At 70.3% G+C, this 23,168-nt stretch carries 20 protein-coding genes and 1 pseudogene; 14 read left to right on the top strand and 7 right to left on the bottom strand.

What is annotated here, in order from left to right; all coding sequences use genetic code 11:
• Positions 1 to 2: 2 nt before the first annotated feature.
• The gene (locus OQF71_RS05920) at positions 3 to 2,195 is read right to left on the bottom strand and encodes a prolyl oligopeptidase family serine peptidase (protein WP_280586459.1); all 2,193 of its coding nucleotides are present in this window, start codon (positions 2,193 to 2,195) and stop codon (positions 3 to 5) included.
• Positions 2,196 to 2,324: 129 nt separating this feature from the next.
• On the opposite strand from OQF71_RS05920, the gene OQF71_RS05915 reads away from it, so the two are divergent.
• The 9 genes from OQF71_RS05915 (at position 2,325) to OQF71_RS05875 (ending at position 10,051) form a co-directional block, all read left to right on the top strand.
• Positions 2,325 to 3,056: a cyclase family protein gene (locus OQF71_RS05915; protein ID WP_280586458.1), complete on the top strand. Its 732-nt coding sequence runs from the start codon at positions 2,325 to 2,327 to the stop codon at positions 3,054 to 3,056.
• A gap of 111 nt (positions 3,057 to 3,167) precedes the next feature.
• On the top strand, positions 3,168 to 3,449 hold the full coding sequence (locus OQF71_RS05910; protein ID WP_053771189.1) for a 50S ribosomal protein L44e: 282 nt from the start codon (positions 3,168 to 3,170) through the stop codon (positions 3,447 to 3,449).
• A 2-nt stretch (positions 3,450 to 3,451) separates the two neighbouring features.
• The gene (locus tag OQF71_RS05905; RefSeq protein WP_267663352.1) at positions 3,452 to 3,625 is read left to right on the top strand and encodes a 30S ribosomal protein S27e; all 174 of its coding nucleotides are present in this window, start codon (positions 3,452 to 3,454) and stop codon (positions 3,623 to 3,625) included.
• A gap of 18 nt (positions 3,626 to 3,643) precedes the next feature.
• On the top strand, positions 3,644 to 4,444 hold the full coding sequence (locus OQF71_RS05900; protein ID WP_280586452.1) for a translation initiation factor IF-2 subunit alpha: 801 nt from the start codon (positions 3,644 to 3,646) through the stop codon (positions 4,442 to 4,444).
• A 31-nt stretch (positions 4,445 to 4,475) separates the two neighbouring features.
• Positions 4,476 to 4,661 carry an RNA-protein complex protein Nop10 gene (locus OQF71_RS05895; RefSeq protein ID WP_280586451.1) on the top strand — a complete coding sequence of 62 codons (186 nt, stop codon included), beginning with the start codon at positions 4,476 to 4,478 and terminating at the stop codon, positions 4,659 to 4,661.
• 107 nt (positions 4,662 to 4,768) lie between these two features.
• Positions 4,769 to 5,521, top strand: coding sequence for a proteasome assembly chaperone family protein (locus OQF71_RS05890; protein WP_280586449.1), 753 nt, complete (start codon positions 4,769 to 4,771; stop codon positions 5,519 to 5,521).
• A gap of 79 nt (positions 5,522 to 5,600) precedes the next feature.
• Entirely contained in the window at positions 5,601 to 6,767 is a 1,167-nt protein-coding gene (locus tag OQF71_RS05885) for a thiolase domain-containing protein (protein WP_280586447.1), read from the top strand.
• On the top strand, positions 6,764 to 7,237 hold the full coding sequence (locus tag OQF71_RS05880; protein WP_280586446.1) for an OB-fold domain-containing protein: 474 nt from the start codon (positions 6,764 to 6,766) through the stop codon (positions 7,235 to 7,237). Before OQF71_RS05885 ends, OQF71_RS05880 begins: the two co-directional genes overlap by 4 nt.
• Positions 7,238 to 7,324: 87 nt before the next feature.
• Positions 7,325 to 10,051 carry a PAS domain S-box protein gene (locus OQF71_RS05875; RefSeq protein WP_280586445.1) on the top strand — a complete coding sequence of 909 codons (2,727 nt, stop codon included), beginning with the start codon at positions 7,325 to 7,327 and terminating at the stop codon, positions 10,049 to 10,051.
• A 492-nt stretch (positions 10,052 to 10,543) separates the two neighbouring features.
• Here OQF71_RS05875 and OQF71_RS05870 read toward each other — a convergent pair whose 3' ends face one another.
• Genes OQF71_RS05870 through OQF71_RS05860 form a run of 3 tightly spaced genes read right to left on the bottom strand, consistent with a single transcriptional unit; the run spans position 10,544 to position 15,533 of the window.
• Complete coding sequence (locus OQF71_RS05870) at positions 10,544 to 11,521, bottom strand: ScpA family protein (RefSeq protein WP_280586444.1); 978 nt, start codon at positions 11,519 to 11,521, stop codon at positions 10,544 to 10,546.
• The gene (smc, locus tag OQF71_RS05865; RefSeq protein WP_280586442.1) at positions 11,514 to 15,086 is read right to left on the bottom strand and encodes a chromosome segregation protein SMC; all 3,573 of its coding nucleotides are present in this window, start codon (positions 15,084 to 15,086) and stop codon (positions 11,514 to 11,516) included. The genes OQF71_RS05870 and smc overlap by 8 nt, the downstream gene beginning before the upstream one ends.
• A gap of 24 nt (positions 15,087 to 15,110) precedes the next feature.
• Positions 15,111 to 15,533 carry a bZIP transcription factor gene (locus tag OQF71_RS05860; protein ID WP_280586441.1) on the bottom strand — a complete coding sequence of 141 codons (423 nt, stop codon included), beginning with the start codon at positions 15,531 to 15,533 and terminating at the stop codon, positions 15,111 to 15,113.
• Positions 15,534 to 15,713: 180 nt separating this feature from the next.
• On the opposite strand from OQF71_RS05860, the gene OQF71_RS05855 reads away from it, so the two are divergent.
• The 4 genes from OQF71_RS05855 to OQF71_RS05840 all read left to right on the top strand — a co-directional run bounded on the left by OQF71_RS05855 (position 15,714) and on the right by OQF71_RS05840 (position 19,153).
• Positions 15,714 to 16,307 carry a zinc ribbon domain-containing protein gene (locus OQF71_RS05855; RefSeq protein ID WP_280586439.1) on the top strand — a complete coding sequence of 198 codons (594 nt, stop codon included), beginning with the start codon at positions 15,714 to 15,716 and terminating at the stop codon, positions 16,305 to 16,307.
• A 212-nt stretch (positions 16,308 to 16,519) separates the two neighbouring features.
• Complete coding sequence (locus OQF71_RS05850; protein ID WP_004595187.1) at positions 16,520 to 16,699, top strand: ribbon-helix-helix domain-containing protein; 180 nt, start codon at positions 16,520 to 16,522, stop codon at positions 16,697 to 16,699.
• A gap of 4 nt (positions 16,700 to 16,703) precedes the next feature.
• Positions 16,704 to 17,918, top strand: a complete 1,215-nt coding sequence (gene ftsZ / locus OQF71_RS05845) for a cell division protein FtsZ (RefSeq protein WP_280586430.1) — start codon at positions 16,704 to 16,706, stop codon at positions 17,916 to 17,918.
• Positions 17,919 to 18,106: 188 nt separating this feature from the next.
• On the top strand, positions 18,107 to 19,153 hold the full coding sequence (locus tag OQF71_RS05840; protein WP_280586429.1) for a zinc-binding alcohol dehydrogenase: 1,047 nt from the start codon (positions 18,107 to 18,109) through the stop codon (positions 19,151 to 19,153).
• Positions 19,154 to 19,166: 13 nt separating this feature from the next.
• On the opposite strand, the gene OQF71_RS05835 is transcribed toward OQF71_RS05840, so the two are convergent.
• The 3 genes from OQF71_RS05835 to OQF71_RS05825 all read right to left on the bottom strand — a co-directional run bounded on the left by OQF71_RS05835 (position 19,167) and on the right by OQF71_RS05825 (position 22,523).
• On the bottom strand, positions 19,167 to 19,937 hold the full coding sequence (locus OQF71_RS05835; RefSeq protein ID WP_280586428.1) for a CDP-alcohol phosphatidyltransferase family protein: 771 nt from the start codon (positions 19,935 to 19,937) through the stop codon (positions 19,167 to 19,169).
• Positions 19,938 to 20,086: 149 nt separating this feature from the next.
• Entirely contained in the window at positions 20,087 to 20,473 is a 387-nt protein-coding gene (locus OQF71_RS05830; RefSeq protein ID WP_280586426.1) for a hypothetical protein, read from the bottom strand.
• 70 nt (positions 20,474 to 20,543) lie between these two features.
• Complete coding sequence (locus OQF71_RS05825; protein WP_280586425.1) at positions 20,544 to 22,523, bottom strand: aldo/keto reductase; 1,980 nt, start codon at positions 22,521 to 22,523, stop codon at positions 20,544 to 20,546.
• 139 nt (positions 22,524 to 22,662) lie between these two features.
• Between OQF71_RS05825 and OQF71_RS05820 the strand changes: the two are divergent.
• A pseudogene (locus OQF71_RS05820) lies at positions 22,663 to 23,115 on the top strand (hypothetical protein); the annotation flags it as partial.
• Positions 23,116 to 23,168: the final 53 nt, after the last annotated feature.

Raw genomic sequence — 23,168 nt, 5'->3', positions numbered from 1 at the left:
ACTCAATTCTCGGCGCCGACCGCCGGGTCGTGGGTCTCGTACCAGTCGAGGATCTTCTCCAGCCGGTGGATCGCCCGGTCGGGGTCGCCGATGTCGTGGTGCTCGTTCGGGTAGACGACGAGCTCGGCGTCGACGCCTTGCTTCCGGGCCGCGACGTACAGCTGCTCGGACTGGGAGGACGGACACCGCCAGTCCTCCCCGCCGGCCATCACGAGCAGCGGGGTCTCGATCTCCCCGGCGTCGAGGATCGCCGTCGACGCGTCGTACGCCTCCGGGTTCTCCCACGGGAGCCCGTACTCGGCCTCGAGCCACGTGTGCGTGTCGTCGGTGCCGAACGCGGAGCGGAGGTCGTAGATGCCGTGCTCCGGCGCGGCGGCGGCGAAGAGGTCGGGTTCCCGGGTGACGAGGAACCCCTGTGCGATCCCGCCGTACGAGAAGCCGTGGCCGAAGACGCGGTCGGGGTCGACCCACCCTCGCTCGGCGAGCGACGCGACGCCCGCCGCGATGTCGTCGACCTCGGCGGTCCCCCACGCGCCGGTCAGCTCCGCGGTGAACTCCCGGCCGCGGGAGGTACCGCCGCGGTAGTTCGGGCGGAAGACGAGGTATCCGCGGCTCGTCAGCGCGGCGTGCGCGAAGCTGAAGACGGGCTCGTCGTACGACATCGGCCCGCCGTGGATCGCCACCACGAGCGGGTGGTCCCCGTCCGCCGGGTCCACCTCCGGGTCGTGGTAGACGACGCCGTCGAGCGTCCAGCCGTCCGAATCCCACTCGACGCGCGTCGCCTCCGGCAGCGAGAACTCCTCGATCAGGGACTCGTTGACGGCCGTGAGCCGACGGAACGACTCGGGTTCGGCCGGCGGGTCGGCGACCGTCGGTTCGGCACCGTCGGCGGCGTTCGCTCCGTCGCCGAGATCCGCGACGTCGACCGCGTACAGGTCGGTCCCCGCGGTCGGCTCCGAGAGGATCATCACCGCCGTGGAGCCGTCCGCGGCGACGTCGAAGCCGGCCAGCGCGCGATCGCGACCCTGCGCCGCGAAGACGCGCTCGGCGGTTCCGTCGGTCTCCACCCTGACGAGCCGCGTGTGGCTCTCGTCGGCGATCGGGACGTATATCGCCCCGTCGACCCAGACCGGCTCGCCGCCGCGCGCGACCGTCCGGTCGAGGTCGGCCGTGAGGGAGCTGACGGTCACAGCATCCCCCCCGCCGCCGACGAGGTACAGTTCGCTCGGCGCGGGCGGGTCGGACGGGTCGCCGGCGACGGTCGCCAGCTCGTCGGCGCCCGGGCGCCGCGTCGGGACGCCGTGAGAGCGGTCGCCGCGGGTGAGCCGCTCGGCGTCGCCGCCCGCGGGCGACACCGCGTACGCGTCGCGGACGGTGGTGTCGTCGGGCCGGTCGAGCCGGCAGGAGGTGAACGCGATCCGGTCGGTCTCGCCCCAGTGCGGGTCCATGCCGGCGATTTCTTGGAACGCGCCGCCGCCGTACGCGTCGTCGAGCCGTCGCGGGTCGCTCTCGGGGTCGTCGAGGTCGACGACGAAGAGGTACGGCGTCACGTCGTCGGTCCACCCGACGCCGTTCAGCTTGTGCTGGAGGCGGGTCGTCTCGATCGGCCCGCCCTCCTCGCGCACCTGATCGAGGTACTCTGACTCCTCGTCGGTCGGGTCGCGCGACTCGATCACCAGCCGGTCGCCCGACGGCGACCAGTCGAAGTCGCCGACGCCCTCGTCTCGCTCGGTGAGCTGTCTGGCGTCGCCGCCGAGCGCGAGGTCGAACAGCCACACTTGGGGTTTCGGTTCGTCGTCGCCGGACGCGCGCTCGCCCTCGTCTTCGTCGGCCACGTCGTCGCCGCCCGCCTCACCGTCCTCGTCGTCCGCCGTTTCGGCCTCGTCTCCGTCGCCCTGCTCTTTCTCCCGGTCCCGCCATCCGACGCGCCGCTCGGCGTCAGGGTCGCGGGCGGCCACGAACGCGAGACGGTCGCCCTCGGGGCCCCACTGCGGCGCGGAGGCGCCGGACGCGCTCGTCAGGCGGTGCGGCTCGCGGGAGCCGTCGGTCGGCACGACGAACAGCGAGGCCACGGCCTCGTCCTCGCGCTGGTCGTACTCGGTGGCGGTGAAGGCGACGCGGTCGCCGGGCGGGGAGACGGCGACCTCGCCGATCTGGGTCAGGTCGTAGTAGGCGTCGAGCGGCAGTGCCGACATGGGCGCATCGAACGGGGGCCGGTGGAAATACGTTCGGGCCGCGGAAGTCGGGGCAGGCGCCGACGGCCCCGCCCTCAGTTGCCCGGTTCTCCCGCCGTTTTTAACCGGTGGCGTGCCCCATCGCGACGCGTGTTCCGCGATCTCTCCCGGCCGATCGAGACGGGGATGCAGACGTACCCCGGCGACCCCGATGTGACGCTCGCACCCGACGCGACCCACGAGGCCGACGGCTACGCGACGAGCGAGCTCCGGATCGGCACCCACGCCGGCACCCACGTCGACGCCCCGCGCCACACGCTCCCCGAGGGTGCGACGGTCGACGAGACCGAGCCGAGTCGGTTCGCGTTCGACGCCCGCCTCGTGGACCTCCGACCGCTGGCCCCGCGGGAGGCGATCACGGCAGAGGCGCTGTCGGGCGTACTCGGGGACGCGGCGGACGCGGTCGACACGGTCGACCTCCTCGTCTGTCGCACCGGCTGGGCCGGCCACTGGGGTACCGAGCGGTACCGCGACCACCCGTACCTGACCGAGGCGGCCGCGGCGCGGTGTCGAGACCGGAACGTCGGCGTCGGGCTCGACACGTTCGGGCCGGACCCGACGCCAGCGGGAACGGGGAGCGAGACCACGGTCGAGGGATCCGGGGGCGCCCGCGACGAGGAACCCGACGGCACCCGCGCGCGAGACGAGGAACCCGACGGCACCCCCGCCCACGACGCTCTTTTAACCGATGGCCTCCCGATCGTCGAGAACCTCTGCGGGCTCGACGGGTTGCCGGCGCGGTTCCGGCTGTACGCCTTCCCGCTCCGGCTCCGCGAGGGGGACGGGTCGCCGGTGCGGGCGGTCGCGGAGTGGCGCGAGTGAGCGCGTCGCACGACGATCGCGGGAGTCGGTGACACGAGCGATCACCGGACGCGAACCAGACCAAACCCGTTTTAAGCGTCGGCGACGAACCGCGACTCAAGGTCGATATCCATGGAGATGCCACGTCGTTTCAACACGTACTGTCCACACTGTGACTCCCATCAGGAGCACGAAGTGGAGAAGGTTCGATCGGGTCGGGCGACCGGAATGAAACGCGACGCGCGGCAGCGACGCCGCGCGCTCGCGACGATCGGCAACGCCGGCGGGTACTCGAAGGTGCCCGGTGGCGACAAGCCGACCAAGAAGACCCACCTGAAGTACCGCTGCGGCGACTGCGGCAAGGCCCACATGCGCGAGGGATGGCGCGCCGGCCGGCTCACGTTCCAGGAGTAAGCATGGCGGGAGATTTCCACCGCGTCGCCTGCGGCGACTGCGAGAACGAACAGGTCGTCTTCGGCAAGGCCTCCTCCGTGGTGTCGTGTGCGGTCTGCGGCACGACGCTCGCGACCCCGACCGGCGGGGAGGCCGAGCTCCACGGCGAGATCGTCGAAACCGTTGAGGCGCGGTAACCGCCTCACTAACCCCGTATGAAGTACAGCGGCTGGCCCGAACCCGGCGAGTTGGTTGTCGGCGACGTTGACGAGATCGCCGATTTCGGCGTCTTCGTCGACCTCGACGAGTACGAGGAGAAGCGCGGCCTCTGTCACATCAGCGAGGTCGCCTCCGGCTGGATCAAGAACGTCCGCGACCACGTCCGCGAGGGACAGACGGTCGTCGCGAAGGTGCTGGAGGTCGACGAGTCCGCGAACCAGATCGACCTGTCGATCAAAGACGTCAACGAGCACCAGCGGAAGGACAAGATACAGGCCTGGAAGAACTCGCAGAAGGCCGACAACTGGATGCTCATCGCGCTCGGCGAGGACGTGGACGACGACCGCTACACCGAGGTCGCCAACGCGCTCCTCGTCGAGTACGACTCGCTGTACGACGCCTTCGAGGCCGCGGCGATAAGCGGCGAGGAGGCGCTCGAAGATGTCGACATCGACGACGACGCCCTCGACGCCGTCGTCGAGGCCGCCCGCGACAACGTCTCGGTGCCGTACGTCGACGTGACCGGCTACGTCGATCTCGAGTCCACGGCTCCCGACGGCGTCGACGACGTGAAGGCGGCGCTCGAAGCCGCCGAGGGCAACGGCGAAGTCCCGGACGGCGTCGACTTGGAGGTCGGCTACGTCGGCTCGCCCGAGTACCGGATCAAGGTCCGCGCGCCCGACTACAAGACGGCCGAGGACCAGCTGGAGGCCGCCGCGGCCCGCGCCCGCGAGGCGATCGAGGACCGCGGCGGCTTGGGCGACTTCCACCGCGAGCGCCGCGAGGAAGACGAGTAGCCGGTTTCGACGCACGTCGCCTGTTACACCTGTGAAATCCGACATCCGCGTCTGCGCGAACTGGGAACACGCCCACGACCGTCCGGTGTACACGCTGGGCGACTGCTGTCCCGAGTGCGACGGGCCGACAGCGAACAGCGCGCCGGCGCCGTTCAGCCCCGAGAACCCCTACGGTGAGTACCGACGGCGGGCGCGTCGTCGTCGGGAGTCGGAGTAGCGTCCGTGAGTCGGCGGTAGCGGCCCCCGTCCGCGGCACCTTCTCCGATCGCGCTCACAGCGCCGGAATAGCCACCCTCTTGTGAGCGCCGCCCCGACGGATCCGACATGGACGACATCGAGATCGACGAGGTAGCGACGCCGGAGCTCGACGACCCGGTGCTCATCGAGGGGCTTCCGGGCGTCGGCCACGTGGGGAAGCTCGCGGCGGAACACCTGTTAGAGGAGTTCGACGGGGAGCTGGTCCGCCGCGTGTACACCACCGAGTTCCCGCCGCAGGTGAGCGTCGACGGCGACGGGGTCGCGGAGCTGACCTGCGCCGAGTTCCACGCCGTCGAGACCGACGGCGCCGACATGCTCGTGTTGACCGGCGACCACCAAGCCGGCTCGAATAAGGGTCACTACACGCTCACGACGACGTTCCTCGACGTCGCCGAGGAGTTCGGCGCGACGCGGGCGTACGCGCTCGGCGGCGTCCCGACCGGCGAGCTCGTCGAGGAGTACACCGTGCTCGGCGCGGTCTCCGACGCCGACCTCGTCGACGGCTTGGAGGACGCCGACGTCGAGTTCCGGCCCGACGAGCCGGCCGGCGGAATCGTCGGCGTCTCCGGACTCGTGCTCGGGCTCGGCGGGCGCCGCGGCTTCGACGCCGCCTGCCTGATGGGCGAGACGAGCGGCTACCTCGTCGACCCCAAGAGCGCTCGCGCGGTGTTAGAGGTGCTGGAGGACGTGCTCGACTTCTCCGTCGACTACGAGAGCTTAGAGGACCGCGCCGAGGAGATGGAGGAGGTCGTCGGCAAGATACGCGAGATGCAGGACGGCCCGGCCGTGCCGGACGACGATCTGCGGTACATCGGCTAGCGTTCGGTTCGACCGGACCCACCACGGGACGACCGCGATTTCCGGCAACGATAAACCGGACCCCGATCATCGTTCGCGTATGACCGACGTACGCGTCGCCGGAGTCGGGCTCACTCGCTTCGGGAGCCACGCGGACCGCGCGGGACGGGACCTCTTCGCGACGGCCGCGGAGCGCGCGTTCGAGGACGCCGGCGTCCCGCGGGAGGACGTCGAGGAGCTGAACTACGGGAACTTCATGGGCGCGCTCGCCGAGCACCAGGGCCACCAGGCGCCGCTGATGGCCGAGGCGGCCGGCGTGCGCTGCCCCGCGACCCGCTACGAGTCGGCGTGCGCCTCCGCGGGCGTCGCGGTCCGCGAGGCCGTTAGGACCGTCGCCGCGGGCGACGCCGACGTCGTCCTCGCCGGCGGGATGGAGCGGATGACGAACCTGCCGACCGCCGAGGTGACGGAGGGGCTCGCGATGGCCGCCGACGACCTGTTCGAGGTCCGGTCCGGCGTCACCTTCCCCGGCGCGTACGCGCTGATGGCGGCCGCCTACTTCGAGGCGTACGGCGGGAGCCGCCGGGATCTGTCCCACGTCGCCTCGAAGAACCACGAGAACGCGCTCCCGAACGAGTACGCCCAGTACCGCCGCGAGGTGTCCGTCGAGGAGGCGATGGACGCCCCGCCGGTCGCCGAGCCGCTCCACCTCTACGACGCCTGTCCGATCACCGACGGCGCGAGCGCGCTGGTGATCGTCTCCGCGGAGTACGCCGCCGACCACGACGTGGACGCCCCCGTCGCGGTGACGGGGACCGGCCAGGGGACCGACCGGATGGCGCTCGGCGACCGCGAGTACCTCGCCCGGACGCCGGCCGCGGACGACGCCGCCGAGGCGGCCTACGCGGCCGCCGGCGTGGGGCCCGACGACGTCGACGTCGCGGAGGTCCACGACTGTTTCACCATCGCCGAGGTGCTCGCACTGGAGTCGCTCGGACTCTTCGAGGTCGGCGAGGGGGTCGGCGCCGCCCGCGAGGGGGTCACCACCGCCGACGGCGACCTCCCGGTGAACCTCTCGGGCGGCCTGAAGGCGAAGGGGCACCCGGTCGGCGCGACCGGTGGCTCGCAGATCGCCGAACTGACGCGGCTGTTGCGGGGCGACCACCCGAACAGCGAGCACGTCGCCGACGCCGAGGTCGGCGTCGCGCACAACGCGGGCGGCACCGTCGCCAGCGCGGTCGTCCACGTGCTGGAGGTGGCGGAATGAGCGACGGCGGCGCGGGCGAGGGCGGCGGCACGGGCGGTGACGGCGGCGGCGGCGACGAGACCGCCCCCTCGCCGACGCCGATCACCGACGCCGACTACGACGAGTGGCTCGACGCGCTCGCGGCGGGCGAGGGGTACGCGCTCGTCTGCCCCGACGGTCACGGGTCGCTCCCGCCGCGGCGACGCTGTCCGGAGTGCGGGTCGGACGCGCTCTCGCGGGAGCCGCTCGACGAGATCGGGCGCGTCGAGACGTTCAGCGTCGTCCACGTCCCCTCGCCGCGGTTCGCCGACGACGCCCCCTACGTCACCGCGGTCGTCGACCTCGGGCCGGTCAGAGCGACGGGGGTCGTGCGCGGCGTCGACCCTGAAGGCGACGCGGTCGAGGTCGGGCTGTCGGTGGCGGCCGGCGTGGAGGAACGGGAGACCGACGGGGAGCCGCTGGTCACGTTCCGGCCGGTAGACGGCGAGTAAGGGCCGCGTATCCGCCCGTCAGGGGGCGGTCGATGTTTCCGCTGTCCGACCAAATGGTTATACGATCGTCACCTGTATTTTGAATTGATGACCGATCGGATCCGCGTTCTCTTGGTCGACGACGACGCCGACCTCGCGGAGGTGACGGGGGCGTTTCTCGAGCAGGAGGACGATCGGATCACGGTCGAGACCGCCCCGAACGCGACGGCGGGACGAGAGCGACTCGACGAGGACGGGATCGACTGCGTCGTCTCCGACCACGACATGCCCGGGCCGAACGGGATCGAGTTCTTAGAGCGCGTTCGGGAGCGGGACCCCGACATTCCCTTCATCCTGTACACCGGGAAAGGATCCGAGTCGGTCGCCAGCGAGGCCATCTCAGCCGGGGTGACGGACTACCTCCAGAAGGGCGGCGGTACCGAGCAGTATGAGATCCTCGCGAACCGGGTCACCGACGCCGTCATGAAGCGCCGCGCCGAGCGCGAGGCCGAACGGACCCGGACCCACCTCCGCGCGATCACCGACAACTCGATGGACGCGATCGTCACCATCGATGCCGACAACACGGTCCGGTTCGCGAACCCGGCCGTCGAGCGGCTGTTCGGCTACGCGCCCGACGAGCTGGAGGGCGAGTCGCTGACGAAGCTGATGCCCGACCGGAAGGCCGCGGAGCACACGGCGGCGCTCGAGCGCTACGTCTCCGGCGGCGACCCGAAGACGGACTGGTCGGCCGTCGAGTTCCCGGGCCGGCACCGAAACGGTCACGAGGTCCCCCTGTCGATCTCGTTCGGCGAGTTCGAGGAGGACGGCGAGCGCCGGTTCGTCGGGATCATCCGTGACGTGACGGATCGCGAGCGACACCGCGCGTTCGTCGAGCGCTCCACCGACGTCGTCGCCGCGCTCGACGCGGACGGCATCTTCCAGTACGTGAGCCCGGCCGTCGAGTCGATACTCGGCGTCGAGCCGGCAGATCTCATCGGCGAGGGAGCGTTCGCGCGCGTCCATCCCGAGGACCGTGAGCACGTCCTCGAGACGTTCCGCGCGTTAGCCGCCGGCGAGGAGACAAATCCGACCGTCGAGTACCGAATAGAACGCGCAGACGGCGGGTACCTGTGGGTGGAGTCGGTCGGCAGCGACCGGCTCGATGACGACTGGATCAGCGGGTACGTGATCAACACGCGGGACGTCTCCGACCGAAAGCGGCGCGAGGAGAAGCTGGCTCGGCTCCGCGAGTGGACGCGAGACCTCAACTGCACTCGGACCTTGGAGGAGACGACGCAGCTGGCAGTCGACGCCGCGGCCGCGATCGTCGGCGGGGGCCTGAGCGGAATCCACCTGGTGAACGAGGCGGGAGACGCGCTCGAACCGGTCGCGCTCGCCGAGTCCGTTCCCGCCTACTTCGACGAGCAGCCCTCGTACGACCGGGACGAGCCCTCGGGGTCGCGGGCGGCCCTCGCGTGGGAGGCGTACCGCGGCGACGAGCCGGTTGCCATCGACGAGGTATCTGCCTCGGACCGGCTCGACGAAGAGACGCCGGCGGAGAGCTTGGTGCTCCACCCGATCGGAGACCACGGACTGTTTATCGTCTCCGCATCGGCGGCCGACGCGTTCTCCGAGACCGACGTCCTCATCGCCGAGATACTGGCGAATCACCTGGAGGCCGCGCTTAATCGCGTTGACCGCGAGACTCGCCTGGAGCGGCTTCACGACGCCACGCGAAGCCTGATCCGCGCGGGCTCCAGAGAGGAGGTCGCCGAGCGCATCGTCGAGGCCGCAGAGGAGGTGCTCGGCTTCTCCGTGACCACCGTCCGGCTCTACGACGAAAACGCCGGAGGGCTGGCTCCCGTTGCCGTTTCGGAGGGCGTGAAGGCGACGCTCCCCGAGCGCGAGGTGTTCGCGCCCGACGGCGGGAGCCTCAACTGGGCGGCGTACGAGGCGGGCGAGATCCGGGTGTACGACGACGTCGAGACCGTCGACGCCGTCGACAACGGGTCGGGACTCAGGAGCCTGCTTATCCTCCCGATCGGCGGGTACGGGACGATCTCGATCGGCGAGACCGAGCCGGACGTGTTTGACGGAACCGACGAGTTCCTCGCGAAGATCCTCGCGACCGCCGCGGAGACGGCGTTCCAGTCCGAGGCCCGGACCGAGCGCCTCCACCGGCGAAGCGCGGAGCTGGAGCGACAGAACGACCGGCTGGAGGAGTTCGCCAGCGTCGTCTCTCACGACCTTCGCAACCCGCTCAACGTGGCGCAGGGGCGAGTGGAGCTCGCCCGAGACGACTGCGACTCGCCGCACCTCGGCGCCGCCGCCAGCGCGCACAACCGGATGGACAGCCTGATCAGTGACCTGCTCACCCTCGCTCGCGAGGGGGAGCGCGTGAACGAGACGGAGCCGGTCGCGCTCGCCGCCGTCGTCGAATCCTGCTGGCTGAACGTCGACACTGCGGACGCGACGCTCACCGTCGAGACCGACCTGACGCTACACGCCGACGAGAGCCGGTTGCAGCAGCTGATCGAGAATCTCGTGCGCAACGCGGTCGAACACGGCGGCGACCGCGTCGCCGTCGCGGTCGGCACGCTACGCGACGGGGACGGGTTCTTCATCGCGGACGACGGACCCGGAATTCCGGCCGACAAGCGGACCGACGTGTTCGACGCCGGCTACTCGACCTCGCAGGAGGGGACGGGGTTCGGGCTCCGGATCGTCGAACAGGTGGCGACCGCCCACGGTTGGGACGTGGAGGTCACGGACGACCCCGAACTGGGCGGCGCCCGGTTCGAGGTGAGCGACGTGGAACCCGCGAGCGATTGACGATCGTCTTCGGACGCGGGACCGGGCGGAACGGCCGTTCGCCGAAAACTGCTTCGTGATCGACGGCGGGAGCGGATCTGTCGCGTTGAGAGTGGTCGTTTATAATAGACGAGCGGTGTCGCCGGCGGCGGAGCCGCCGGCTGCACGCGGCGCGTAGCGCCACGCTGCTTCCGTCGCCTGTGCCGTCCCCGCGGCTGCCCCTTTGAGTCCCACCCGCACCACTGGAAGACGGTCCTGCTCGCTCACTGCGTTCGCTGCGCGGGCTGCGACTTCCATGCTCCCGCTCGTTCCACTCGCGGGACCGCACCCGCACCTCACGCCTCCCCAGCCTCGTCGCTCGCTCGGGGCTCCCTTCTGTCGCCCACTTCGCTCGCGACTCCCTCGCGCGCGCTGACTCGCGCCCGAAGGGCGCTCGCAGGCACGCGCCACCGCTTCATTTGTTTATAAATGACCGCCCGGAAATCCAGAACCGGCTGCGCTCTCGAAAACGCACTAATCCGCGATTGCCTCGGACTCCCCGGTCATCGCCGCGGGGTCTTTCACCCACAGGTCGCCGAACAGGTCGTCCTGCTGGAGGCGCACCGAGCCGCGGTGGGCCATGAACAGCAGCGCGAGGTACGTCATGAAGGGGCGCCCGCCCGCGCTCTCGATCTCCCCGAACAGCACCTCCGTGCGCCCGCGGTCGAAGTGGGTCCGGAGGGCGTTGTCGATCTCCACGATCACCTCCTCGATGTCCTCGTCGTGGGTGCGATCGGTCGCCTCGCCGGCGGTCGGCTCCCCGTCCCGCCGGAACTCGTCTCCCGTGTGGTAGTCGAGCGTCTGCGTGCCGCGGGCGTAGCCGTGCGGCGACTCGGAGGTGTCGTACTTGCGGGACTCTTTCCACCACGAGCCGCGCTCGGCCTCCCTGAGCTCCCGGACCAGTTCGTCGAGCGTCTCCGGCGAGCCGCGGGTGTTCTTCCGGTCGAGCCGCCGGTCCATCTCCGCCTCTAGCCCGTCGATCGGGTCGAAGTCGCCGTCGGCGGGGTCCGGCGCGCCGCCCTCCATCGCGACCTCCCACGGCTCGGGCTCGGGCTCCTCGTCCTCGTCGTCGTCGGCCAGCATCCCGTCGCTTTTCATCCGCAGTAGGACGCTGGCGTAGAACAGCGCCCGCCCCGTCGTCCGGAGGTCCGTCTCGTCGAGCTTCTGCAAGAACGCGTCCGTCACCTGCACGATGTCGATGTCCCACGGCTCGATCTCGCCCTCCTCGGCGAGCTGGACGAGGAGCTCGACGGGCTCGACCTCGTCGTCCTCCTCGGCTCTCTCGCCTCCGGTATCGTCGTCGCTGTCCGGGCGCTCCGGGTCTGGCTCTCCCGCCCGTCCGCCGTCGCGCTCGCTCGTCAGGTCGAGGCTCGGGACGCCGTCGGCGCCGTCGGTCGCCGACTCGTCGCCCCGGCCGCCGTGTCCCCCCGCCGAGTCCGGCGGCTCAGTCATCCGCGGTCACCTCCTCGTCGCCGAACTGCATCCCGGTGACGGCGGAGAGGTTGTCGCCCTGCATCGTGACGCCGATGGCGCGGTCGGAGCGCTCCAGCAGCGCCGAGCGGTGGCCGACGACGACGAACTGCGCGTCCGCGGACAGCTCCTCGATCATCTCGCCGACGCGCTCGGCGTTGACCGCGTCGAGGAACGCGTCGATCTCGTCGAGCGCGTAGAACGGTGCCGGGTTGTGCCGCTGGATGGCGAAGATGAAGGAGAGCGCCGTCAGCGACTTCTCGCCGCCGCTCATCGCGTCGAGCCGCTGGACCGGCTTGTCCGCGGGCTGCGCCTTCATCGTCAGCCCCTCCTCGAAGGGCTCTTCGGGGTTCTCTAAGAGGAGCTCGCCGCTGCCGGCCGAGAGGCGCGCGAAGATGTCCTCGAAGTGGTCGTTGATCGACTCGAACGTCGCCATGAACGTCTCCCTTTTCGCCGCCTCGTACCCCTCGATGCGCTCCTCGATCGCGTCGCGCTCCTCGACGAGCACGTCCCGGCGCTCTTGGAGCTGGTCGAGCGCCTCCTGTACCTCGTCGTACTCGTCGATCGCGAGCATATTGACCGGCTCTAACGCCGCCATCTCGGCCTCCAGCTCCTCGATCCGCGACTCGACCTCGCCGAGGTCCGGGATCTCGTCGGCGTCGTACTCGCCGACCTGCGACTCCAGCTCGTCGATCTCCCACCCCAGCCGGTCGCGGCGGTCCGTCAGGTCCTCCAGGTCGGACTCGGCCTCGGCGACGAGCGAGCGCTGCTCGTCGCGCTCGCGGGTCGCCGCCTTGATCTCCTCGCGGAGGTCCTCGCGGTCGGCCTTCAGCTCCGTGAGCTCCTCCTCTAAGTCGGCGATCGCCGCCTTCTTCGCTTCGAGCTCGCTTTCCCGCTCCTCGATCGCGGCCTCGTGCTCGGCGGCGGCCTCTTCCGCCTCCGCCTTCCGGTTTTGCGCCGTCTCGACGGCGTCGTGGAGCTCGTCGACCGCGTCCTCGGCGTACCCCTTCTCTAACTCCAGCTCGTTCTGTCGGCCGTCGAGCGAGCTCATCCGGTCGTCTAAGTCCGATATCTCGCCGCGGATCTCGTCGGCGCGCTCGGAGAGCTCCGGGATCTTCGAGTCGGCGAGCTCCGCCTCGATATCCTCGATATCGGCCTCTAGCTCCGCGATCTCGCCGTCGAGTCGGTCGAGCTCCGCGTCCAGCTCGCTCATCTCCTCGTCGACCGACTCGCGTTCGGCCTCCAGATCCTCGAGCTCGGCCTCTAACTCGTCGATTCGCTCCTCTGCGTCCGCCAGGTCGTCCTCGGCGCGCGCCACGTCGCCCTCCAGCGACCGGACGCGCTCTGCGGCGTCGGCCTTCCGGTCGCGCGCGTCGTCGATGTCGTCCTCGAGGTCGTCGATCGCCGCCTGCAGCGACTGCCGATCGTCTTCCAAGTCCGATATCTCCGTCGCGAGCCGCTCGAGCTTCCCGCCGCCGGACTTCGTGAACGCGTACCGCGAGCCGCCGCCGGAGCCGCCCGTCATCGCGCCGGACTTCTCGACGAGGTCGCCGTCGAGGGTGACCATCCGGTAGTCGCCCATCAGCTCGCGGGCGGTGGCCATGTCCTCCACGACGAGCGTCGAGCCGAGCACGTACGAGAAGATCGAGGCGTATCTGCCGTCGTAGTCGACGAGGTTCCGCGCGAAGTCGACGACGCCCGGTAGCGAGGGCTTCCGCGGGAGGCTCCGGTCGTCCATCTCCGTGATCGGGAGGAAGGTCGCCCGGCCCGCGTTCCGCCGCTTGAGGTAGTCGATGCACGTCGAGCCGACGCCGTCGTCGTCGACGACGACGTTCGCGAGCCGCCCGCCGGCGGCCGTCTCGCACGCCTCCGCGTACTCGGCCTCGACCGAACCCAGCTCGCCGACCGCGCCGTGGACCCCGTCGATGCCGCCGTTCTTCACCTCGGTCACCGCCCGGGGCCACGAGGTGTCGCCGCGCTGGTCGGCGGCCGCCTCCAGCTTGGCGTACTCGTTCTGCTTCTCGCGGAGGTCCTCCTCGATCGCCTCTAACTCCTCGCTCTTCTCGGCCTTCTCCGAGAAGAGGTCCGCGACGACCTCTTCGATCGTCTCCTCGTTCTTCTCGGCCTTGTCGAGCTCGCTGCGGAGTTCGGAGATCCGCGCCTTGTGATCTGGTAATGATTCACGTGCCTCCTCTAAGTCGGTCCGCGCCTCGCTCACCGCGTTCGAGCGCCGGCGCGCCTCGTCGAGGAGGCGGTCCTTCTCGCGTTGCGTCTCGTTTTTCGCCTCGCGAAGCGATTCGATCGCCTCCTTCTTGTCGGCGAGCTCGGCTTTCAGCTCGTCGAACTCGGTGTCGGCGCCCTCGATCTCGGCCTCGACGTCGGCGAGCTCGGAGCGCTTCGTTGCTATCTCGGACTTGACCGAGGCCTTTTCGACTTTCGCCTCGCGGATCTCCTCGTCGAGCTCCTCGATCGTCTCCTCTTTCCGGTCGATCTGGACGAAGGCGTCCCGGCGCTCCGTCTCCGCCTCCGCGGCGCGCTCCTCGGCCGCCTCGATCTTGTCTTCGAGCCGCGAGATCTCGCCTTTGACCCCCTCGATCTCCGAGCGGATCCGGATCTGCTCGTCCTCGCCTTTCGTCTCGATCTCGTGGTTGAGGTCGGCCAGATCCTCCTCCAGCCGGGTGAGTTTGCCCTGTCTCGCGTCGAGCTCCGCGCGGAGCTCCGCGAGCTCGGCTTCCGCGCCGTCGATGTCGTCTTCGACGCCGTCGAGCGCCTCGCGCTTCTCCTCCAGCTCGGAGGCCTTGAGGAAGCCGCGGTACTCCTCCAGATCGTCGCGGAACTCCTGGTACCGGAGGGCGGTCTCGCGCTCGTCGGACAGCCGGTCGAGCCGGTCCTGTTTCTCGCCGATCCGGAGGTCCGCCTCGCCGATCCTGTCTTCGACCGTGTCCAGCTCCTCGTAGGCGGCCTCCTTCTTCTCGTCGAACTCGGCGACGCCCGCGATCTCGTCGACGATCCCCCGCCGCTGGTAGGGGGTCATGTTGATGATCTCGGTGACGTCGCCCTGCATCACGACGTTGTACCCCTCCGGGGTCACGCCGGCGGCCGCGAGCAGGTCCTGCACGTCCGAGAGGTTCACCGAGCGCCCGTTGAGGTAGTAGTACGAGTAGTAGTTGTCCTCGGTCTCCTTCACGCGGCGCTTGATCGTGATCTCGGAGATGTCACCGACGTTCTCGGTGCCGGCGGCGGAGACGACCTGCGACCGGTCGAGGGTGCCGTCCTCGTTCGAGAGCACGACCGTCACCGAGGCCTCGTTCGGTCCGCCGGAGCCCTCGCCGTCGTCGTGGCCGGGGTTGTAGATCAGGTCGGTGAGCTTCTTCGCTCGGATCCCGCGGGTGCGGGCCAGCCCGAGCGCGAAGAGGACCCCGTCGATGATGTTCGATTTCCCGGAGCCGTTCGGGCCCGTAACCACCGTAAAATCGTCGTAAAAGGGGATCCTCGTCGTCCGCCCGAAGCTCTTGAACCCGTCCAGAACGACTTCCGTAATGTGCATGTGACGCGGGGATCCGGAGGCGGATTACGCGACGATGATGTCGCTGTCCGACTCCTCCTCGTCGCCCTCTGCCTCCGACTTCCCGGCCTCGGCATCGGGAGTCGTCGCCGCCTGCTCGGGGACGACCATATCGTCGTCGCCCTCGGCGTCGGCGCCTGCCTTCCCGTCGGCAGTCCCCTCGTCGCCCGTCCGCTCGACGACCTCGACGTGATCGTCGGAGTGGGTCCGCGTCTCGCCGCCGGAGGACTCGGTCGCTGTGGCCTGCTCCTCGGCCGCTTCGGCGGCCGCCTGCCCCTCGCCCGCGGCGTCCGCCGCCACGGACACCTCTTGGGCGTCTTCCACCTGTCGGACGCGCTCTTTCATTTCGACCAGCTCCTCCGTGAGCCCGTTGACCGCCGCCTGCAGCTCCGCGACCTGTCGTTCGAGGTCCTCGACGCGGTTACTCATATACACACGTATGCCCACGCGGGCCGTATAAATCTGCGTCAGACACATGTGTGACCACGTACCATGATCTTCCCCGATCGCGGCGGTCAGACGCCCTCGTTTCGAGGGGCTGAAACGTCATCCCGCCATCGGCCGATATCGGGGGGAAGATACTTGTAGTGCGGTCGATATGGCGTTCGTATGAGTAAGATCACCTTCCGGGCCGACGACGACCTCGTCGAGCGGCTGGAAGCGTGTGACGCCTCCAAGAGCGAGGTGATGCGGCAGGCCCTCCGCACCCACCTCGACGAGGCTGAGGCGGTGGCGACCGCCGGCGAGGCGAGTTCGACCGACGACACGGTCGACGCCGCGCTGGCCGACCGCGTCGACGACCTCATCGCCGAGCGGCTCGACGTCGCGTTAGACGATCGCCTCGGCGGGCGCACCGGTCCGTCCGACGCGGCGTATGCGCGCGGAAACCCGGGCGAGATCAACGTGAACGTCACTCTCGACGCTCCTGGCACCGATACGGACGACGCGCGTGTGACACGTGAGACGACGACGGACGCCGAGACGGAACCGCGTAAGACGCCGCCGAACGGGGGTACGGGCGAGAACGTCTGCGGCGGCTGCGGAGAGAACGTCCCCGCTGACCACGTATACTGCCCGAACTGCGGCGAAAAGCAGTCGCACAGGGCGTTCTGCGAATGCGGCGACGAGCTCCGGACCGACTGGGCGTTCTGTCCCGGCTGCGGTCGTCGGACTCCCGCCGCAGACGTGTTGAACGAGAGATAGTGTGTCTCTGGGCTACAAACGCCTGAATTCGGTCGCTCCGGCTGTTGTCTTACAAACGCCGGTAGTTTTATATTAATAGCCTCGGTGAGTTGAACTGCGTAAGACGGTCGTCTTACAGCGGCCGTCCGCGGCGGGGATGACCCCGCCGACGGGCGACCCATCGCTGTAAGACACACGCGTCGCGTGCTCGCCGTCTTACCGGGGGAATACCAATGGAGCGTGTGACACTACGAATCCCGAAACAGCAGATCGACGAGGTCGAACAGATGGTCGAGACGGGCGAGTTCCCGAACCGGAGCGAGGCGATCCGGTCGGCCGTCCGCGACATGTTGAACGAACAGGACGGCGAGCGCGACGAGCGCGGCCGCAACCGCAACTGGGCGAAGGTGTAAACTGATGCAAGATCTCGTTCAGGACGCCCTCGACAACGCGGAGGCGGAGCAGCGCGACATGGACTCCGTCGAGATGGACGACGACGAGTTCGGGGACCCCCGAATCGTCATCGTCGGCGCCGGCGGCGCCGGCAACAACACGATCAACCGGCTGTACAACATCGGCGTCGACGGCGCCGACACCGTCGCCATCAACACGGACAAACAGCACCTCAAGATGGTCGAGGCCGACACCAAGATCCTCGTGGGCAAGTCGCTCACGCAGGGGCTCGGCGCCGGCGGCGACCCCAAGATGGGCGAGCGCGCGACCGAGATGGCCCAGGGCACGATCAAGGAGGTGCTCGGCGACGCGGACCTCGTCTTCGTCACCGCCGGGATGGGCGGCGGCACCGGCACCGGCGCGGCGCCGGTCGTCTCGAAGATCGCCAAAGAGCAGGGCGCCATCGTCGTCGGGATGGTCTCGACGCCGTTCAACGTCGAGCGCGCCCGCACGGTGAAAGCCGAGGAGGGGCTCGAGACCCTCCGCAACGAGGCCGACTCGATCATCGTCCTCGACAACAACCGGCTGCTCGACTACGTGCCGAACCTGCCGATCGGGAAGGCGTTCTCCGTGATGGACCAGATCATCGCGGAGACGGTGAAAGGGATCTCCGAGACGATCACCCAGCCGAGCCTCATCAACCTGGACTACGCCGACATGTCCACGATCATGAACCAGGGCGGCGTGGCCGTCATGCTGGTCGGCGAGACCCAGGACAAGAACAAGACCCAAGAGGTGGTCAACGACGCGATGAACCACCCGCTGTTGGACGTCGACTACCGCGGGGCCTCCGGCGGGCTCGTCCACATCACGGGCGGTCCGGACCTCACGCTGAAGGAGGCCGAGGGGATCGCGAACAACATCACCGAGCGGCTGGAGGCGAGCGCCAACGTGATCTGGGGCGCCCGCATCCAGGACGAGTACAAGGGGAAGGTCCGCGTCATGGCGATCATGACGGGCGTCCAGAGCGCGCAGGTGCTCGGCCCCTCGACCCAGAAGCAGGCCGACAAGTCTCGCGCCGCGGTCGACGGCGAGGACCTCGGCGACTCGCGCTCCCGCGCCGCGGAGACGAACGGGACCGCCGGCGCGACGGCCTCCGGCGGCGCCGACCGGGGCTGGGAGTCCGACGGCGGCGCCGAGCCGACAGAGAAGAACAACGGTCTCGACGTTATCCGCTAGGCGTCCCGCGACGACTGACCGCCGGCTCTTCGCTTCTGTTTTGCCGCCGACCTGGCGCCGCCACGCCGGACGGCGCGAGGACTTAACATCGCACGGCCCGTGGCACGCTACGTGTCACGCCACCAGCCGAGCCGAGGCCCGCGGCGTCGCTCGGGCGTCGCCCGGGACCGGACCGGGCGCGCGACCCGATGACCGACGCCGCGCTCTACTTTACGGACTCCGAGACCGTCGAGGTGCGGGAGACGGCGGTCGGCCCGCCAGACGCCGACGAACTGCTCGTCGAGACTCGCGCGTCGGCGATAAGCGCCGGGACGGAGCTGCTCGTGTACCGCGACCAGACGCCGGTCGACTTCCCGGCCGACGAGACGCTCGACGCGCTCGACGGCGACCTCTCGTACCCGCTCCGCTACGGCTACGCCGCGAGCGGCGTCGTCCGCGAGGTCGGCGACGACGTCGACCCGGAGTGGGTCGGTCGGTCGGTGTTCGGTTTCGTCCCGCACCAGACGCGCTTCCGCGCGACGCCCGACTCGGTGGTCGCGCTCCCGCCGGGGACGACGCCGGCCGCCGGGTCGCTGCTCCCCTCCGTCGAGACCGCGACGAACCTCGTCCTCGACGCCGCGCCGCGACTCGGAGAGCGAGTCGTGGTGTTCGGCGCCGGAGTGATTGGGCTCTGCGTCACCCGGCTCCTGGCCGCGTTCCCGCTGGAGTCGCTCGTCGTGGTCGACCCGATCGAACGGCGACGGGCCCTCGCTGCGGATCTCGGCGCCGATCGGACGACGATGCCGGCCGCCCTCGGCGACGCCGACCCCGCCGTCGACGGCGCCGCCAACGCGGACCCTGCCAACCCCGACCCCGCCGTCGACGACGCCGACCTCGCGATCGAGCTGTCCGGCCAGCCGAGCGCGCTCGACGACGCCATCGACGTCGTCGGCTACGACGCGCGGATCGTCGTCGGCTCGTGGTACGGCACCAAGCGCGAGCCGATCGACCTCGGCGGCCGGTTCCACCGCGACCGCATCGACATCGTCTCCAGTCAGGTGTCGACGATCAGCCCCGAACTCCGAGGCCGGTGGGACCGCGACCGGCGCATGGACGCGGCGCTCGACCGGCTCGACTGGATCCCCGCCGACGATCTGATCACCCACCGGATCCCCTTCGAGCGCGCCTCGGAAGCGTACGAGCTCCTCGACGCGGAACCAGACGCGGCGGTTCAGGTGATCTTGGAGTACTCGTGAGTACCCGCCGCGGTCACCGGTGATCTGGCGGCCGTCCGCTGACGACGAGGTAGTCCCGCGTAAACACCGCCAGCGACGGCGCGAGGACGACGGGCGCGAGGGTCCACACGAGCCCCGTCGGGACCGGAGGGACGAGCGCGACCGTCACGAAGACCATCTGGACGCCCGCGAGGTACTTTCCGAGGTCGCTGTCGGGGAGGTCGCCGACGGGGAGCCCCCGAACCCGCCGCAGCCACACGGCCCCGCGGAAGGCGTAGCGGGCGGCGGAGATCGAGAGGTACCAGACCGGAAGCAGCTCCCACAGCACCGCCACCAGCGGCGCGGCGACGAATCCGAAGGTGTCGAACGCCATGTCGAGCCGGCGGCCGATATCCGTCTCCCGCCCCACCGTCCGAGCGACGGTGCCGTCGAAATTGTCGAGGGCGACGCCGGTCCCGTAACACAGCGCCGGCACCCAGACGAGCGCCGTCTCCGGCGGCGCGACGACGAACCCGGCGACGACGGCGTACAGCGCTCCCCGAACGAGCGTGACCGCGTTCGCGAGCCCGAGCAGCCGCCCCCAGAACCCGTCGGTCGGCCGGCCCGGGTCGAGCCCGTGGCCGACGTACCAGAGCTGTCCGGCCCAGCAGACGCCGGCGACGACGGCGGGAGACAGCCCCCACCGTCCCGTCGCGTCCGCGGGGAACAGCCGCAACAGGAGGGCGGCGAGCGCGACCCCGGCGAGGAGCGGCAGCCCGACGCCGGCTCCGACGCGGACGGACCGTCGCCGGCTGGTCTCGGCCATCTACCGGTCACCCCTCGTCGCGGCATCCGCAAAAGCGGCGTTTACGGGGGCCCGAGGCGCGTGTACGCCTCGGACGATCGCGTTTACGTCCGCCCCGAACATCGAGACGAAACGCTCGCGTCGCGGTCGGCGCTCCCGGGTCGACACGGTTACCGGCGCAGGAGGGCGACGAGGACGGCGATCAACGCGACCTGCGCGACCTTGTCGACGGCGCCGAGCGTCCCGACGTCCGCCGGGAACGACTTCGCCCCGCCCGCGAAGTTAACGACGTACCACAAGACGATCTGGACGAGGGTGAAAGCGATCCCCACGACGTACACCGTCCGCCGGCGGTAGTCAATCGCGAGGAGACCGACGCCGCCGACGAAGCCGAGCCCCGCGAGAACGAAGCTGACGCCCATCGGCGAGGGGAGCATCCTGACGCCGAGGAGGAGGTGGACGGCGGCGGAGACCAGGGCCGCGACGATGCCCACCCAGTGGAGGCCGTTCAGCGAGCCGACGTCGACCGCGGGCTGCTGTGTTCCCTTCGTTGCCATACCGCATACACGGGCTTCACTCACATAGGAATACCGCCCGAATCGGCGGGTTCGTCTCTTTCGTGACTCCCTACCGCTCGAAGGTAGGGTCCTTCAGGGCGTCGATGCGCGCGAGTTCGTCGTCCGTCAGCCGCACGCTCCCGGCGGCCAGGTTCGCGACGACGTGCGATTCGACCGTGCTGGACGGGATGGGGACGACTCCCCGAGAGGCGTTCCACGCGACGACAACCTCGGCGGGAGAGAGCTCGCGGTCGGCGGCGATCTCGCCGAGGGCGGGCTCTTCGAGGAGGCCGGGCGCCGACAGCGGCGAGTGCGCGACGACTCGAATCCCGCGCTCGTGACAGAACTCGACGAGCCCGTTCCGGGGCCGGTACGGGTGTCGCTCTACCTGTACGAGCGCCGGGTCGACCGTCCCCGTCTCCAGCACCGTCTCCAGCTGCGCCCGCGAGACGTTACAGATCCCGAGCGTCCGAGCCCACCCCTTCTCGCGGACGGCCTCCAGGTTCTCCCACGCCGTCGCGAGCGACACGTCGGCCGTCGCGGGCTCGCCGTGCGCGCCCTCGGGAAAGGTGAGGGACTCCTGCCGTTCGACCGACTCCTCGGCGAGCCGGGTCAGCTCTCCTCGGTGTTCGAGCGCCGAGGGCCAGTGGAGCGCGTAGCAGTCGAACGCGTCGATCCCGAGCTCCTCGCGGCTGCCCGCGCAGGCGGAAAGCAGGCGCTCGCGGCGGTGATTGGTGCGCCACGCCTTCCCGAGGAGGAACACCCGGTCGCGGTCCGGCGCGCCCGGCGCGGCGAGCAGTTCGCCGATCCGGTGTTCGTTGCCGTACAGCTCGGCGGAGTCGAGGAGGCGGTAGCCGGCGTCGAGCGCGGTCGCGATCGAGTCGGCGCGCTCGACGTACTCCCCGTCGCGGTAGCGCGAGCAGCCGAAGCCGACCGCGGGGAGCCGGATCGCGCGCGGGCCGGGGCGCCCCTCGCTCTCGACCGACTCCGCCGGCCTGACGACCGGCGCCGGCGGCGGGTCGGCGGTCGCCCCGCAGTCGTCGACGGCGACCGGGCCGCCCTCTTCGGCCGCCGCCTCGATCGCGTTGCAGACGGCGACGACGTGGGCGCCCTGACGCCCCCCGGCCCGTGAGGGTGTACCCGCCTCGACCGTCGCGGCGAGGCGCTCGACGGCGTCGACGTACTCGTAGGGCTTCGTCGGCCCAGCCGGCGGCGCGGTCACGTACTCCCGTCCGACGCGGCCGAACCGGACGCCGTCGCGGGCGGCCCCCATCGCGCCGGTCCCCTTCAGGTACAGCGAGCCGTCGTCGCCGTGGAGCTCCAGCCCGTAGAACTCCCGGCTCCGGTGGGGCGCGTAGAAGCTCGCGGTCAGCCTGACCGTCGGGCCCGCCGCGAACGCCAGCGTCGCCTCGACGTGACTGGGAGTCGAGGGCCGGCGCTCCTCGCGCTCGGGCCAGACATCGAGGGCGTCGGCGACGCGGACGCGCTCTACCGGACCGAACCACGAAACCAGCAGCGCGAGCGGGTACACGGCGCCGTCGTACAGCGCCCCGATCTCGAGGAAGGAGTCGGGACGATCGTGCCAGTCGGTCACGCGACCGACGTGGGCGTGGGCGTACCCCAGCCCCACCGGACCGAGCCGGCCGTCGGCGAGGAGCCGGCCCCCGCGGCGCTGGGAGGGCGCCCGCGGCGTGCCCGGCGCACAGCCGAGCGCGAGACCGCGGTCGCGGGCGAGCGCGACGAGCGCCCTCGCCTCGTCGGCGTCGAGCGCGAGCGGCTTCTGCGAGTAGACGTGGCGGTCGGCCTCCAGCGCGGTCCGCGTCACGGGCGCGTGGGCGGCGTGGCTCGTCAGGTTCACGACGAGCGGCGCGTCGACCGCGGCGAGCGCCGTCTCCAGGTCGGTGAACGACGGGCAGTCGTGGGCCGCGGCCAGCGCCGCGGCGCGGTCCCCGTCGAGGTCGGCGACGCCGGCGAGCGACAGCGAACTCCCGGACAGCCCGGCGGCGTACTCCGGCGCGATCGCCCCCGCGCCGACGAACAGACAGTTCACGGTCGTACCGAGGCGGGGAGACGTATAGGTGTCCCGGCGGAGTCGGCGGATCGTCGCCGGAACGCGGGGACGACCCCCCCGCCTCCGCCGGAGCGGTTTAGTCGCCCCGCGCTAACTCACGGTCGTGACGGAGCCGGGAATGAGCCGCCTCGGGACCGCCTACCTGCGCGTGCTGCAAGCGGTCGGCCGCCGGCTCGACTACGGGACGAACGCCTTCGACCGCGAGTGGGACGTCTTGGTCGTCCTCGACGCCTGTCGGGCCGACCTGCTGCGCTCGGTCGCGCCCGACTTCGACTTCCTCGACCGCGTCGAGACGGTCCGGTCGGTCGGGAGCTCCTCCTCGGAGTGGTTACAGAACACGTTCGTCGATCGTCCCGAAACGGCCCGGACGGTCATGGCGACGGGCAACACGTGGACCGACCGCTACCTCGACGCCGACGCGTTCGCGGCGCTCGACGAGGTGTGGAAGTACGCGTGGGACGACGACTCGGGTACCGTGCCGGCGCGGGCGGTCACCGAGCGGGCGGTCGCGCTCGCCCGCGAGCGCGACCCCGACCGCCTCGTCGCCCACTACATGCAGCCGCACACCACGTAAGTCTCGGTTCCCCTCGCCGGCTCCGTCGGCATCACCCAGACAGGGAGCCA

Source organism: Halorubrum sp. Boch-26, assembly GCF_029889805.1.
Classification (GTDB): Archaea; Halobacteriota; Halobacteria; order Halobacteriales; family Haloferacaceae; genus Halorubrum.
The sequence above is the reverse complement of the archived record's forward strand: the minus strand, read 5'-3'. Positions and strand labels throughout refer to the sequence as shown.

What these genes read in the sequence shown, in the direction of transcription:
- OQF71_RS05920 (WP_280586459.1), bottom strand. Translation starts at nt 2,195, where the DNA reads ATGTCGGCACTGCCGCTCGACGCCTACTACGACCTGACCCAGATCGGC.
- OQF71_RS05910 (WP_053771189.1), top strand. Translation starts at nt 3,168, where the DNA reads ATGGAGATGCCACGTCGTTTCAACACGTACTGTCCACACTGTGACTCC.
- OQF71_RS05905 (WP_267663352.1), top strand. Translation starts at nt 3,452, where the DNA reads ATGGCGGGAGATTTCCACCGCGTCGCCTGCGGCGACTGCGAGAACGAA.
- OQF71_RS05900 (WP_280586452.1), top strand. Translation starts at nt 3,644, where the DNA reads ATGAAGTACAGCGGCTGGCCCGAACCCGGCGAGTTGGTTGTCGGCGAC.
- OQF71_RS05890 (WP_280586449.1), top strand. Translation starts at nt 4,769, where the DNA reads ATGGACGACATCGAGATCGACGAGGTAGCGACGCCGGAGCTCGACGAC.
- OQF71_RS05885 (WP_280586447.1), top strand. Translation starts at nt 5,601, where the DNA reads ATGACCGACGTACGCGTCGCCGGAGTCGGGCTCACTCGCTTCGGGAGC.
- OQF71_RS05880 (WP_280586446.1), top strand. Translation starts at nt 6,764, where the DNA reads ATGAGCGACGGCGGCGCGGGCGAGGGCGGCGGCACGGGCGGTGACGGC.
- OQF71_RS05875 (WP_280586445.1), top strand. Translation starts at nt 7,325, where the DNA reads ATGACCGATCGGATCCGCGTTCTCTTGGTCGACGACGACGCCGACCTC.
- OQF71_RS05870 (WP_280586444.1), bottom strand. Translation starts at nt 11,521, where the DNA reads ATGACTGAGCCGCCGGACTCGGCGGGGGGACACGGCGGCCGGGGCGAC.
- smc (WP_280586442.1), bottom strand. Translation starts at nt 15,086, where the DNA reads ATGCACATTACGGAAGTCGTTCTGGACGGGTTCAAGAGCTTCGGGCGG.
- OQF71_RS05860 (WP_280586441.1), bottom strand. Translation starts at nt 15,533, where the DNA reads ATGAGTAACCGCGTCGAGGACCTCGAACGACAGGTCGCGGAGCTGCAG.
- OQF71_RS05855 (WP_280586439.1), top strand. Translation starts at nt 15,714, where the DNA reads ATGAGTAAGATCACCTTCCGGGCCGACGACGACCTCGTCGAGCGGCTG.
- OQF71_RS05850 (WP_004595187.1), top strand. Translation starts at nt 16,520, where the DNA reads ATGGAGCGTGTGACACTACGAATCCCGAAACAGCAGATCGACGAGGTC.
- ftsZ (WP_280586430.1), top strand. Translation starts at nt 16,704, where the DNA reads ATGCAAGATCTCGTTCAGGACGCCCTCGACAACGCGGAGGCGGAGCAG.
- OQF71_RS05840 (WP_280586429.1), top strand. Translation starts at nt 18,107, where the DNA reads ATGACCGACGCCGCGCTCTACTTTACGGACTCCGAGACCGTCGAGGTG.
- OQF71_RS05835 (WP_280586428.1), bottom strand. Translation starts at nt 19,937, where the DNA reads ATGGCCGAGACCAGCCGGCGACGGTCCGTCCGCGTCGGAGCCGGCGTC.
- OQF71_RS05830 (WP_280586426.1), bottom strand. Translation starts at nt 20,473, where the DNA reads ATGGCAACGAAGGGAACACAGCAGCCCGCGGTCGACGTCGGCTCGCTG.